Source organism: uncultured Planktosalinus sp., assembly GCF_963973675.1.
Taxonomy (GTDB): Bacteria; Bacteroidota; Bacteroidia; order Flavobacteriales; family Flavobacteriaceae; genus Planktosalinus.
The window spans coordinates 1-13,372 of sequence record NZ_CAXBAN010000020.1; the positions used below are offsets into that span (position 1 = coordinate 1).

The following is a 13,372-nucleotide window of genomic DNA, read 5'->3' on the forward strand; positions in this document are numbered from 1 at the left end:
TGGTTTTTGCATCCTCAAAATTGTTTAAATAACATAGTAAATAAGTTGCAGGAAGGTTTTTGATGTCTTTCTCTTCACTTTTGTTAAATGGAATTTCTTTTTTGAGCTTTTCTAAAAGTGCATTGTTACTGTTGTATATGTGGTAGAGTGTTTTTTTATTAAACTGAGGGGGTTGAAAAATAAGGTTGCTGTTAATTTTATAGGAACCATTTTCATTGAAAACTAGCAGGAGTTCTTCCAGTGGGTAATATTTGATGTTGTTATGTACTCCCAGTTTTACATATTCAACAATTTTAAAATAGTTTTCAGAAAATTCAATGGTTATTTCATCTAATGCCGAATAAAACAAACGCACTTGTTCATTAATCAACTCTATATCTACGCGTGAATAGAATATGGTATTGTGAACTTTTTTTGGAATTCCTGCCCAGCAAACCACAAAAATTTCTTTAAAAACTTTATAATGGGTTTCAAGGTCGTTATGACGATTCACAACAAAATCCATGACACCGTCCAGGGTTAGTTTGATATTGTTTTTAGCGTGGGTTTCAATTTCATCAACAATTGCCGAATTAACATCTTTTATTTCAATATCAAAAACTTTAGGCATAGAGATGCTCCCATCTCTAAAAAATACGTTGCCACCCCAGTATTTCCAAATATTTTTTTTAAGTGAGGTAATTTTATCATTTGGTCTTATTGTAACCAAACCTACCACTTTTCCTTCATGCAAATGTGGGAAGGGAATGTTTTCATAAGTGACCAAAGGGGCGTTTTCAAGATAAGCATTTACGAGGTTTTGTATTTTACTGTCATCAAAAAAATCAACACCAACAATTTTGTTGCTACTGTCATCAACACCCACAATAATATAAGAATTGTTTTTGGGGTTTGAATTGCTCAACGCACAAATATGTTTTAAAAACTTTGCTTTTCCTTCTTTATTACCTAAATCAAATTTCAATTTTTTGTCATAAAAGCTACACTCATCGGTATGAGCCAAAAGTGTTTTGATAAGTAAGCGTTTATTGATCATTGTAGATTGTGTACTTGTACAAGCTTGCTTTTGTTAATCATTCGGAATTTTTATTGACAATAGTACTGCTAGCCTGATCTATACTCATCACAACCAGGTCTGCTATATTGACGTGTTTTGGGCGTGTTATAGTGAAAAAAATAATGTCTGCTATATCATCAGCTAAAAGGGGTTGAAAACCTTTATAGACTTTATCTGCACGCTCTTTGTCACCCTTAAAACGCACTTCACTAAATTCTGTTTTTACCAAGCCAGGATGAATGGCACCTACTTTAATACCTGTTCCGTTCAGGTCAATACGAAGCCCTTGATTAATGGCATCAACGGCGGCTTTGCTTGCGCAATAAATGTTGCCCTTTGGGTAAACTTCTTTTGCTGCCGTAGAGCCAATATTAATAATATGACCTGAGTTTTTTTCTAGCATACCCGGCAAAATCGCTTTGGTAACATATAGAAGCCCCTTAATATTGATATCTACCATGGCATCCCAATCATCAATATTTCCATCTTGAAAATTATCCAATCCATGAGCATTTCCAGCATTATTAATAAGAATATCAATGTTGGAAAATGAATCGGGAAGGCTTTGTATGTTTTTTATTACCTCTTTTTTTTCGCGAATATCAAATACAAGCGTATGAACATCAGTAAATTTAGAGAGCTCTTTTTTAATGACTTGCAGCCTTTCTTTTCTTCTGCCACAAAGAATTAACCGAATATTGTTTTTTGAAAAAACCTTTGCGGTTGATAGACCAATTCCTGAAGTAGCACCAGTTATAAATGCAGTTTTTTGATTCATATTATTAGCATGATTAGCACCTAAATGTAGCATTTTAATCCGTCATATTGAAGTTAATTTTAGTTAATCACTGCGTTAATGAGTGTTAAAAAAATACATGATTATTATTTATGAAGTTATACTATAAACCTAAATCTAATAATTATGAAAAGTATTTTAAAAATTAGTTTTTTAAGCATTCTTGTGTTTGCATTTACATCATGTAGTGATGACGATTCAAACTCAGATCAAGCATCTCGGGTTATGGTTAACTTAACAGATGCCCCGGGTGATTACGAACATGTTTATATTGACGTTCAAGACGTGAGAGTAATATATGGTGGGAATGGCGAAGAAGTAACAATTGGCAATATCAATGCCGGTGTGTATGATTTACTCGAACTTACAGGAGGCGTAAGTGTTTTGCTGGCAGATGAAGAAATTCCTTCAGGCATAATCTCCCAAATGAGACTTGTTTTAGGAGAAGAAAACTCAATTGTTATTGACGGTGAGGCTTTTCCGTTACAAACTCCCAGCGCACAGCAATCAGGTTTAAAGCTTCAGGTAAATCAAACCTTAGAAGCAGGTATACTTTATGAATTTACGCTCGATTTTGACGTTGAAGAGTCTATTGTTGAACAAGGAAATGGAGGTTATTTATTAAAACCCGTTATCAGGGCTAGTACTGCAGCCGAGTCTGGTTCAATTTCCGGGCTGGTTTTACCTCTTGGTGTACAAACCCTTGTATCTGCTTCAAACAGCGAAAACACCATCTCTGCCTATACCAATGCACAAGGTGATTTTGTGCTTCATGGAGTTCCTGAAGGTACATATACGGTGACTATTGAACCAGAAGTAACGTCAGGATTTCAGATAATTGTCATTGAAGATGTTGAGGTTGTTAATGGAAATGTTACCACAATGGGCACTATTGAACTTTTGTAAGCAGACCTACTAAATAAAACTTTTATACAGTCAGTGCTAATTAGCACTGACTGTTATTTTTAACCAATTGTTAACAGCAATACTGATGATAATTTTTCAATTTGCATCCTTATTAAAGCATCCCTAAAACTTAATAAAAATGGAAGATTTAAACGCAACAATTGACATTGGAGCATTAAACGAAAAAATTGAAAAAGAAAGTGCTTTTGTTGACATCCTTTCTTTAGAGATGAATAAAGTAATTGTTGGCCAAAAGCACATGGTTGAACGCTTATTGATTGGGTTACTGGGTCAAGGACACATCCTTTTAGAGGGAGTTCCGGGTTTGGCAAAAACACTTGCAATCAATACGTTGTCACAAGCCGTACATGGAACCTTTAGCAGAATTCAGTTTACCCCAGACTTACTTCCTGCCGACGTTATTGGCACTTTGATTTATAATATGAAACTCAATGATTTCAGTATAAAAAAAGGTCCAATTTTTGCCAATTTTGTATTGGCAGACGAGATTAACCGTGCTCCTGCCAAAGTTCAGTCTGCTCTTCTCGAGGCCATGCAGGAAAAACAAGTAACTATTGGTGAAGAAACCTATATACTCGATAAGCCATTTTTAGTAATGGCCACAATGAACCCGATTGAACAGGAAGGAACTTACCCATTACCTGAAGCTCAGGTGGATCGATTTATGCTTAAAACGGTCATCAAATATCCACAACTGAATGAAGAACAACTCATCATCAGGCAAAACTTAAAAGAAAGTTTTAATAAAGTTAATCCTGTAGTTACATTAGAACAAATTAAAAGAGCCCAGGATGCTGCACGCGAAGTATATATGGATGAAAAGATTGAAAAATATATTCTCGACATAATTTTTGCAACCAGAACGCCTGAAAAATACAATCTTTCAGAATTAAAACCTCTTATTCAATACGGGGCGTCCCCACGTGGAAGTATCAACCTGGCAATAGCTTCAAAATGCTATGCTTTCATTAAAAGAAGAGGGTATGTGATTCCTGAAGATGTGAGAGCTGTAGTTCATGATGTACTTAGACACAGAATAGGTGTTACTTATGAAGCCGAAGCTGAAAACATCACCTCTGAAGATTTAATCAATAAAATTGTAAATCAAATCGAAGTACCATAATCAGTTAATAGTAAATTGAATGAAGTGGATTTGAAACTTCAAATTCCAACAGTCAAAAGCTAGAATCATAAACCATTATGGATACCAAAGAGCTTCTAAAAAAAGTACGTAAAATTGAAATTAAAACCCGAAGGTTGAGTGATCACCTTTTTGGAGGTGAATATCACAGTACCTTTAAAGGAAGAGGGATGACGTTTAGTGAAGTGCGTCAATATCAGTTTGGCGATGATGTCAGAAATATTGATTGGAATGTTACTGCACGATACAACGAGCCGTTTGTGAAGGTCTTTGAAGAAGAACGTGAGCTTACATTGATGTTGCTGGTTGATATCAGTGGTTCTGAGTTTTTTGGGTCAACACCACAATTTAAAAATGAAATTATCACAGAAATTGCTGCAACACTTGCTTTTTCGGCATTACAAAACAACGACAAAATTGGACTTGCTTTGTTTACTGATCAAATAGAGCTTTACATACCTCCTAAAAAAGGAAAATCTCACGTTTTGAGAATTATCAGAGAGCTCATTGAGTTTGAACCCAAAAGCAAAAAAACCAACATTTCAAATGCCTTGGAATTTTTATCAAACGTGATGAAAAAGAAAGCAATTTCATTTATGATTTCCGATTTTATTACTGAAGAGAATTATGAAAGCGCACTTAAAATAGCAGCTAAAAAACATGATTTAACAGGTATTCGCATCTATGATCAAAGAGAAGAACACATTCCAAACCTAGGAGTTGTATTAGCCGAAGATGAAGAAACCGGAGAGTCTGTTTTGGTTGATACAACTTCAAAAAAAGTAAGAAACAGTTATGCAAAATACTATTTGGAAAAGGTGAAATTTTACCAGGAAACTTTTCAAAAAAGCGGTGCTGGAACAATGAGTTGCAGAGTTGACGAAAGCTATGTCAAAAAGTTGCTGGGTTATTTTAAAAACAGGGCATAAATAAAAGTTGATTAAAAGAGTTAATAAAAATGAATCAAAAGCTAATTAGAAATCTATTTAAAATCAACACTCTTGGTATTCGAGAGCTAGTTGTTTTTTTGATTATTATTGGTTTTTCGCTCACATCATTTGCCCAGGTAAATACAACTTTAGACACAACAGCAATAAAAATTGGTGAAGAATTTAATTTTACAATTGAAGTAATTTCAGATTCAACTGATGCAGTTCAGTTTCCAGAAGGACAACGTTTTTTGCCGCTGGAAGTAATCGAGTTCTATCCAACAGATACAATTTTTGAAGAACAAAAAACACGTTTAATCAAAAGGTATGGCCTAACACAGTTTGATTCCGGCAAATATGTGATTCCGCCACAAACGATAAGCATCAATAACCAAAATTTTTATACAGATTCTTTATTGGTAGAAGTGTTTGATGTTGAAGTAGACACCCTCAAACAAAAAATGTTTGATATCAAACCAGCCAAAGAAGTTCCGCCGGTAAAATCTAACTGGTTAAACTACTTATTCTGGACATTGCTCATTCTATTTACACTCGTGTTATTGGGTTATTTAATTTTAAAGCAAAAGAAAAAAATTGAACAAGCCAAACAACAATTACCACCATTTGAAGAAGCTTTAGTTGCACTTCAGACACTGGACACTTCCAATTTTCTGAAAGAAAGCAGAGTTAAAGATTATTATTCCGGTTTAACCGAAATTGTCAAACGTTATTTAGACAGAGAAGTAGACGAAGCAGCTCTTGAAAGTACTACAGATGAGCTTATAATAAAACTACAACTGCACAAAGATGCCGGTCATCTGGATTTTGATAAACAAACAATTGATAGGCTGAAAAACATTTTAAAAAGAGCCGATTTAATCAAATTTGCAAAAATGCAAATGGAGACTGGTCAAGCACAACTTGACAGAGCTGAAATAGAAGAAATCATCAAAGAAACACATGAATCTATTCCTGAACCAACTGAAGAGGAAAAATTGCAGGACACACTTTACCAGGAACAACTCGAAAAGAAAAAAAGAAATAAAAAACGGCTTTTAATTGGCGCAGGGATTGGCTCTTTTTTAATACTAGCTCTAGCTGTGGCTACAGTACTCTTCGGAATTAATCAAATAAAAGACACCATTTTCGGAAATTATACTCGTTCTCTAGCAGAAAAAACTTGGATAAAAAGTGAGTATGGTTATCCTGCTGTCATTTTAGAAACACCAGAAGTGTTGGTTCGAAAAACTCCCGATGAAGGCTTTATGATTTCTAAAAACCCTGAAGATGTTTTCACTTTTGGTGACATCCGCGAAAAAATATATGTTTACATTGGAAGTTCAAAAACACAAGAAACAGCTCCAGAAGCTTTAGAGCCTATCCTAGAAGAAAAGCTGTTGTTGTTAGAAGAGGCTGGTGCAACAAACCTAATCGTTATGGATGAACCCTTTACTACTGAAAACGGAATTAATGGCATAAAGGCTTCGGGAGAATTCAACATCAGTTTAGGAGAAAATAAATATAAAAATGAAAAAAGTGAATATGAATTACTCATTTTTAGTCACGGAGGTAGCATTCAAGAAATTTTAATTGTCATTGAAAAAGGTGACCTATATGCACAACAAATTAAAGAACGAATTTTGAATTCGGTTGAAATTGAAGTACAAAAAAGATGATCCCATTGCAATTTGAATTTGTAAACCCTGAGTTTTTCTGGTTGTTTTTATCACTGCCGGTTGCTGTAGCTTGGTTTTTATGGAAACACAAGAAAAATACGGCTTCCATAAAACTTTCAACATTAAAAGGATTTAAAACAAGTTCAAACTGGCTGCCAAAATTAAGACCTGTATTGTTTTTGTTTAGAATCATAGCTTTAGCATTACTGATTATTGCAATGGCTAGACCGCGTTATGTTGATACAACTTCAAAAATTAAAAAAACTGAAGGTATAGACATCGTTATGGCAATGGATGTATCAGGGAGTATGTTAGCAAGAGACTTGAAACCCAATCGACTTGAAGCACTTAAAAATGTTGCTACAGACTTTGTAATGGAGCGACCAAACGATCGCATAGGAATTGTTATTTATGCCGGTGAAAGTTATACACAAGTACCACTTACAACAGATAAAAATGTAATTGTAAATGCCATCGAAAACATTTCTTATGGCGGTGCAATCGAAGATGGAACTGCAATAGGGATGGGACTTGCAACAGCAGTAAATCGGTTAAAAGATAGTCCAACAGAAAGTAAAGTGGTAATTCTCTTAACCGACGGCGTGAACAATAGTGGTGTAATTGACCCAAAAATTGCTACTGAACTTGCCTTGGAGTTTGGCATTAAGGTGTACAGCATAGGCCTTGGTACAACAGGAATGGCACTTTCACCTGTAGCAATCAACCCAAACGGGTCATTCAGATATGCCAATGTACCTGTTGAAATTGATGAAGAACTTTTAAAAGAAATTTCACAACTCACAGGTGGGTTATATTTTAGAGCATCGAGTACAACAAAATTAGAAGAAATCTATGAAGAAATAAACAAACTGGAAACTACTGAAATAGAGGAGTTTCAGTACACAAGTTATGAAGAAAAATTTCGTCCATTTTTATTAGTGGCCGGAGGTTTATTATTGATTGAGGTTTTATTGAAAATCACTCTTTTTAGAAGTTTTATTTAAATGTATCAACTGGAAGCATCATATTATTTATACTTGTTAGGCATCATCCCTATTGTGTTGCTCGCATTTATTTTGCTATACTTTTGGAAACGAAAAACTCAAAAGCAGTTTGCAGAACAAGAGGCGATGCTTAAATTAAGTCCGGCTTATTCAAACTTCAAATCTGTTACAAAGCTTCTTGTTTTTATAGTTGCCTTGATATTATTAATCATTGCAATTGTTAACCCCAGGATTGGAACCCAAAAAGAAGAAGTTAAACGTGAGGGTGTTGATGTGGTTTTTGCGCTGGATGTATCCAAAAGTATGCTGGCAGAAGATATTGCTCCCAATCGGCTTGAAAAGTCAAAACAGCTCGTGTCACAACTTTTAAATGCGCTGGGAGGTGATCGCGTTGGAATTATTGGGTATGCAGGTGCAGCATTTCCTCAATTACCCATTACAACAGATTATAATGCAGCCCGAATGTTTCTGAATTCTATGAATACAGATATCGTTTCTTCTCAAGGAACTGCTATTGGTGAGGCCATTGAATTGTCAAAATCCTATTATGATGAACAAAACCAAACAAGCAGGGTTTTAATGATCATTTCAGATGGAGAAGATCATCAGGGAAATATTGAAACCGCTATCAAGGAGGCTTCAGAACTAGGAATTAAAGTAATTACAATAGGTGTAGGGTCACCTTCAGGAGGTCCAATACCCATCAAAAGAAATGGAATTCTACAGGAATATTACAGAGACAGTAACGGAGAGCGTGTAATAACCAAAATGGATGATGAAGTTTTGAAACAAATTGCTCAATCTACTGATGGACTCTTTCTTTATGGCGATTCCACGTCAGAGGTAGTTAAAGAGGTTAAAGAATATTTAAATAAGCTTGATAAAGAAGAGTTTGAAACTATGCAGTTTTCAGCCTTTAAAAGTCAATACCAATGGTTTTTAGCGGGTGCATTGTTGTTGCTTTTTCTTGACATTTTCCTTTTGGAACGTAAAACTTTTTGGTTAGAAAAGTTGAACCTTTTTAATGAAAAAACCAAATGAGATACATATTAATTTTCATATTGACGTTGAGCGTTTCTTTTGTTTTTTCACAATCAAAAGAAGAGCAGACAGAACAACAAGAAATAAAAGAATTGCTTGGGTCTGCACAGCTTGCTATGGAAAAAGGAGATTTTGCCACTGCCGAGGCTTCTTACAGAAAAGTAATTTCAAAAGATCCAAAAAACACAACTGCACATTACAATCTTGGAAATGCGTATTACCAAAGAGAGAAAAACCCTGAGGCCACGAAGCGTTTTATTGCAGCTGCAGAAGTAGCTGAAAGTAAAGCTGAAAAACACAAAATATACCACAATCTGGGAAATACATTTATGAATGATAAGCAATACAAACCCGCTGTAGAGGCTTATAAAAACGCATTGAGAAATAACCCTAAAGACGATGAAACTAGATATAATTTGGCACTAGCAAAAAAAATGCTGGAAGAACACGGAGATAGTGGTGGAGGTGAAGAAGATGAACAAGAGCAAGAAAACCAAAAGGAAGAGCAAGAGGGCGACAATCAGGAGGAACAGAAACAAGGTGATGAAGGTCAGGACAAACAGGACAAATCCGGCGAAGGTGAAGAAGAAAATCAAAACCCGGAACAGAGTGATGAAGGTGAACCAAAAGAAGAAAAAGAAGGGCAAGATCAAGGAAAACCACAACCTGTAGAAGGAAAACTGTCACCTCAACAAATTAAAAACCTGCTTGAAGCTATGAATAATGAGGAAAAAAAGGTTCAGGACAAGATAAATGCTGAAAAACAAAAAGGTGTTAAAGTTAAAACTGATAAAGACTGGTAATTAGAGTTTTAAGATTTATTTTTAAATTTTTAAGTAAAGATTAATACCAATCAATTAAAAGTAATTTTAAATTCGCAAGTGAATTAATGATTATGAAAACCAAATACTTAGTTACAGCACTTTTATTTTTACTAGCGGGCTCTTTGTCTGCACAGGTGAAATTTGAAGCAAAAGTGAGTAAGGAAAAGCTTGGAGTAAATGAACGTCTGCGTGTTGATTTTGAGATGAACCAGGATGGTGATAATTTTCAACCACCAAGCTTTAATGGTTTTAGGGTGGTTGCAGGTCCCAACCAATCTGTAAGTAATATGTGGATTAACGGTAAGCGCACTTACTCAAAAACATATAGTTATTTTTTATCGCCAACAGCAAAAGGGACTTTTACAATCGGTCAAGCCAGCATTGAAATTGATGATGAAATTTATAAAACTATTCCAAAAGATGTAGAAGTGGTTTCAGCTGTTGACACTCCAAAGAATGGCGATAACAATGATATAGTATCACAAGGGGATATACACCTGGTTGCCGAAATTTCAAAAACAAACCCTTATTTAAACGAAGGCATCACAGTGGTTTACAAGCTTTACGTTTCTCCTGAAACTTCAGTTAGTGGCTGGCGCGAAATTGATCGCCCTAAATATGCAGACTTTTGGAGTCAAAACATTGACAATAACCAGTTGCAGGTACACGAAGGCACATTTAAAGGTAAGCCTTATCGCTATGCAATTTTAAGGAGCACTGTTTTATATCCTCAAAAATCAGGTAAACTTGAAATTGAGCCCTTGGCGCTTGATGTTCAAGTTGAGGTGCGAACAAACAGACGTGATATTTTTGGGCGTCCTTTTATGACACGCGTCAATAGAACACTTACTTCTTCAACCAGAACAATCGATGTAAAACCTCTACCACTTGAAGGGCAACCTGTAAATTTTTCGGGGGCCGTTGGCAAATTTGAATTGGATGTAAAACCAAATAAGACAAAACTTGACGCTAGTGAATCTTTAGAACTCATAGTACAAGTTAAAGGAAATGGCAATTTAAAACTCTTTAATCCCCCAAAAATTACACTTCCCAATACTTTTGAAGTTTATGAACCGGAATATTCTGAAAGCGTCAACACAACACTTTCAGGAATGAGAGGGAGTGTAAGTGAAAATTATACTGTGATTCCACAATTTCAGGGAAATTACTCAATTGACCCATTAAGCTTTAGCTATTTTGATCTGGAAACAAATTCATATAAAACCCTTACTTCTTCAGCTTTTGAAATTCAAGTAGAAGGTGGTCCTGTAGCTGGAAACCCTTCAAATAATTCATCTTTACCTTACAGGCAGCCCGTTGTTTTAAACACTGAGCAATTCAAGTATATCAAATTGAAGTCAAACCTGAAAGCAATAGATCAAACGCACTTTTTTAAATCTCCACTTTTTTGGTCATTAATGTCCGGTCCCATTTTGCTTATCCCAATTTTCATTTTTGTTGGGTTAAAACGAAAAGAAATAGAAAATGATTTAGAAGGACAACGACTTAAAAAAGCGAACAGACTGGCGAAGAAATATCTTTCAGAAGCTAAGAAAAACAGAGGCGATCAAAAATTATTTTATGAATCGTTAGAACGTGCATTACACAATTATTTGAAAGCAAAACTTTCGATTGAAACATCTGACTTTTCAAAAGAACGAATTGAAGGTGTTTTACTTGATAGAAGAGTTAAACAAGATTCAGCGAGCGAATTTATCAATATTTTGAAAAGCTGTGAATATGCACGCTACTCACCCTCCACCGATGGAGCAATTCAAATTGATTATGACAAGTCTGTTGAAGTAATATCCAGTATTGATAAGCAAATTTAAATGGTGTTATGAAAAAGTTGATTTATATTGCTTTGATTACTTTTAGTTTCAGTATGGTCTCTCAAAACAATTCAGCTTTTGAAGATGGAAAGTCTTTTTACAAAGAAGCCAGCTATGAAGCAGCGATCCAAAGCTGGATGTCAATATTAGAAGCCGGAGAACATTCTGCAGCATTGTATTATAATTTAGGAAATGCCTATTTCAAATTAAATCAAATAGCCCCAAGTATTTATTATTATGAAAAAGCATTAATGCTTGCGCCAGGTGATTCTGATATTCAAAACAACTTAGCGATTGCTCAAAATCAAACAGTTGATATTATTGAACCGCTTCCTAAGAATCTAATTTCTACTTGGATTGATAATGCGATTGCTGCATTTTCATTTGATGTCTGGGCCTGGATGACTGTTTTTTTGATTTTTGTATTTTCAATTTTATTTCTAATCTACTTTTTTTCAAGAAAATCATCAAAAAAAAGAATTTCTTTTTCGATATCTTTTATTGTTTTGATTTTTGCAATTGTAAGTCTATACATTTCCTATAAGAGTTATAATAACTTTGTAAACAATCGTTCAGGAATAATTTTTGCTCAAAGTACACAGGTGCAAAGTGAACCCTTAAACAGAAGCGAAATTTCTTTTGTTCTTCACGAGGGAACTAAAGTTGAAATCCTATCTGAGGAAGATGATTGGGTTCGAATTAAGCTGGCTGATGGTAAAGACGGATGGATGCTTAAAAAGAATTTGAAAGAATTATAGTGTATTTAAAATTAATATTGTCTTAACAATTCTATTTTTTTCTTTGTGTATTTTTGCTTGAAAATTATTCAACAAAATGCGTCAACTATTAAGCATTTTTTTTGCAATACTCTTTGTTGCTTATCTTGCAACTCCTCTTTTTATTGTTTTTTTTGATAATTCCACTGATATTTCTTATATTCATTCTTATACTGAGCAAGAGAAAAATAATTCTGAGTTGGTAATTGAGGAGAGTGAGAATAAACAATTTCACAAAATGTACTCTAATGATTCGGGTCTTTTTGAGTTGAACACAAAACAGACGTTGAAAAATACGGAATCCAACTGGAGTACTATTTACTTTGATATAAACCTTCCTCCACCAGAATTATTATAATTTCTAATATTCATTTAATCTAGGGCTTACAATGATTGGATGAACACTTATTATTTTACCAGCAATTTTGAAAATACCTAGTCTTTTCTCTTGATTAAATTTATATTTTCTGTACTATTTTGTTATGGATATTTATGAAAAATAGATATAGATTTTATAGAGATCAAAAGAAAAAACACCCTTAATAAAACACTTTTATACTATTGAATATAAGACTCTTGGATAAGCACCGAGGTCGAGCTTTATTCTCAGAAATCGCTTTTATGCCGGGTTGGGATACAGCTTTTCAAGGATTACAAGGTCTGAAATAGGCTTTATAAAGCAATCCTTGCAAAACAGTTCACGAAACCAATTCAATATTATAATATTTATTAATTTTTAAACGAAAATATTAAACACTAAAACTAATTTTAAATATTTAAATTATGAAAAAAGCTATATTATTTAGTACATCATTAATGCTGCTGGGAATGGTAGCATGCAATGACAAATCACAAAATCAAGAAAACATTCAAGAAGAACTTGATACAGTAGAAGTAAGCCAGGAACCTCTGGCAAATAAACTTTTAACAAAAGAAGAACGCGATGCATTAACACCTGATGATGTTTTACAAATATTCAAAGAAGGGAACAAAAGGTTTATGAACAACGATTTAACCGTAAGAGACCATTCTGAAGATGTAAGAAAAACAGTTTCGGGTCAGTACCCAAAGGCAGTTGTCTTGTCCTGTATAGATAGCCGAGTTCCTGTAGAAGACGTTTTTAACAGAGGTTTAGGTGATATTTTTGTAGGCCGTGTTGCCGGAAACTTTGCAAATGTTGATCAACTGGGTGGCCTGGAATTTGCAACCAAAGTGTCGGGTTCAAAACTAGTTTTGGTAATGGGTCATGAACATTGCGGAGCAGTTAAGGCTGCAATTGACGATGTTGAGCTGGGAAATATAACAGGCTTGCTGGCAAATATCAGGCCCGTTGTTGAAAAAACAGATTATGAAGGAGACAGAACTTCCT

At 34.6% G+C, this 13,372-nt stretch carries 13 protein-coding genes; 11 read left to right on the forward strand and 2 right to left on the reverse strand.

The genetic code is table 11. The features are described from left to right. The coding region (locus tag AACY61_RS01605) for an ATP-binding protein (RefSeq protein WP_339609541.1) at positions 1-1,036 on the reverse strand (1,036 nt) is incomplete at its 3' end. 37 nt (positions 1,037-1,073) lie between these two features. Further along, positions 1,074-1,835, reverse strand: coding sequence for an SDR family NAD(P)-dependent oxidoreductase (locus AACY61_RS01610; RefSeq protein WP_339609543.1), 762 nt, complete (start codon positions 1,833-1,835; stop codon positions 1,074-1,076). A gap of 144 nt (positions 1,836-1,979) precedes the next feature. Between AACY61_RS01610 and AACY61_RS01615 the strand changes: the two genes are divergently transcribed. From AACY61_RS01615 to AACY61_RS01665, 11 genes are all read left to right on the forward strand, one after another. Continuing rightward, positions 1,980-2,759 carry a DUF4382 domain-containing protein gene (locus AACY61_RS01615; RefSeq protein ID WP_339609545.1) on the forward strand — a complete coding sequence of 260 codons (780 nt, stop codon included), beginning with the start codon at positions 1,980-1,982 and terminating at the stop codon, positions 2,757-2,759. A gap of 139 nt (positions 2,760-2,898) precedes the next feature. Next, positions 2,899-3,903, forward strand: coding sequence for a MoxR family ATPase (locus tag AACY61_RS01620; protein ID WP_339609547.1), 1,005 nt, complete (start codon positions 2,899-2,901; stop codon positions 3,901-3,903). Positions 3,904-3,980: 77 nt separating this feature from the next. Continuing rightward, the gene (locus AACY61_RS01625) at positions 3,981-4,850 is read left to right on the forward strand and encodes a DUF58 domain-containing protein (RefSeq protein WP_339609549.1); all 870 of its coding nucleotides are present in this window, start codon (positions 3,981-3,983) and stop codon (positions 4,848-4,850) included. 29 nt (positions 4,851-4,879) lie between these two features. Next, positions 4,880-6,526, forward strand: a complete 1,647-nt coding sequence (locus tag AACY61_RS01630; protein ID WP_339609551.1) for a DUF4381 domain-containing protein — start codon at positions 4,880-4,882, stop codon at positions 6,524-6,526. Further along, the gene (locus tag AACY61_RS01635) at positions 6,523-7,530 is read left to right on the forward strand and encodes a VWA domain-containing protein (protein ID WP_339609553.1); all 1,008 of its coding nucleotides are present in this window, start codon (positions 6,523-6,525) and stop codon (positions 7,528-7,530) included. Before AACY61_RS01630 ends, AACY61_RS01635 begins: the two co-directional genes overlap by 4 nt. Then, a complete protein-coding gene (locus tag AACY61_RS01640; RefSeq protein WP_339609555.1) occupies positions 7,531-8,571 on the forward strand; it encodes a VWA domain-containing protein in 1,041 nt (346 codons plus the stop codon). Next, entirely contained in the window at positions 8,568-9,374 is an 807-nt protein-coding gene (locus AACY61_RS01645; protein WP_339609557.1) for a tetratricopeptide repeat protein, read from the forward strand. The genes AACY61_RS01640 and AACY61_RS01645 overlap by 4 nt, the downstream gene beginning before the upstream one ends. A gap of 92 nt (positions 9,375-9,466) precedes the next feature. After that, positions 9,467-11,227, forward strand: a complete 1,761-nt coding sequence (locus AACY61_RS01650; RefSeq protein ID WP_339609558.1) for a BatD family protein — start codon at positions 9,467-9,469, stop codon at positions 11,225-11,227. An 8-nt stretch (positions 11,228-11,235) separates the two neighbouring features. Beyond that, positions 11,236-11,985, forward strand: a complete 750-nt coding sequence (locus tag AACY61_RS01655) for an SH3 domain-containing protein (RefSeq protein WP_339609559.1) — start codon at positions 11,236-11,238, stop codon at positions 11,983-11,985. 76 nt (positions 11,986-12,061) lie between these two features. After that, positions 12,062-12,361 carry a hypothetical protein gene (locus AACY61_RS01660; protein WP_339609561.1) on the forward strand — a complete coding sequence of 100 codons (300 nt, stop codon included), beginning with the start codon at positions 12,062-12,064 and terminating at the stop codon, positions 12,359-12,361. Positions 12,362-12,786: 425 nt separating this feature from the next. Further along, a partial coding sequence (locus tag AACY61_RS01665; protein WP_339609563.1) for a carbonic anhydrase occupies positions 12,787-13,372 on the forward strand: 586 nt, incomplete at its 3' end.

What these genes read in the sequence shown, in the direction of transcription:
- AACY61_RS01610 (WP_339609543.1), bottom strand. Translation starts at nt 1,835, where the DNA reads ATGAATCAAAAAACTGCATTTATAACTGGTGCTACTTCAGGAATTGGT.
- AACY61_RS01615 (WP_339609545.1), top strand. Translation starts at nt 1,980, where the DNA reads ATGAAAAGTATTTTAAAAATTAGTTTTTTAAGCATTCTTGTGTTTGCA.
- AACY61_RS01620 (WP_339609547.1), top strand. Translation starts at nt 2,899, where the DNA reads ATGGAAGATTTAAACGCAACAATTGACATTGGAGCATTAAACGAAAAA.
- AACY61_RS01625 (WP_339609549.1), top strand. Translation starts at nt 3,981, where the DNA reads ATGGATACCAAAGAGCTTCTAAAAAAAGTACGTAAAATTGAAATTAAA.
- AACY61_RS01630 (WP_339609551.1), top strand. Translation starts at nt 4,880, where the DNA reads ATGAATCAAAAGCTAATTAGAAATCTATTTAAAATCAACACTCTTGGT.
- AACY61_RS01635 (WP_339609553.1), top strand. Translation starts at nt 6,523, where the DNA reads ATGATCCCATTGCAATTTGAATTTGTAAACCCTGAGTTTTTCTGGTTG.
- AACY61_RS01640 (WP_339609555.1), top strand. Translation starts at nt 7,531, where the DNA reads ATGTATCAACTGGAAGCATCATATTATTTATACTTGTTAGGCATCATC.
- AACY61_RS01645 (WP_339609557.1), top strand. Translation starts at nt 8,568, where the DNA reads ATGAGATACATATTAATTTTCATATTGACGTTGAGCGTTTCTTTTGTT.
- AACY61_RS01650 (WP_339609558.1), top strand. Translation starts at nt 9,467, where the DNA reads ATGAAAACCAAATACTTAGTTACAGCACTTTTATTTTTACTAGCGGGC.
- AACY61_RS01655 (WP_339609559.1), top strand. Translation starts at nt 11,236, where the DNA reads ATGAAAAAGTTGATTTATATTGCTTTGATTACTTTTAGTTTCAGTATG.
- AACY61_RS01660 (WP_339609561.1), top strand. Translation starts at nt 12,062, where the DNA reads ATGCGTCAACTATTAAGCATTTTTTTTGCAATACTCTTTGTTGCTTAT.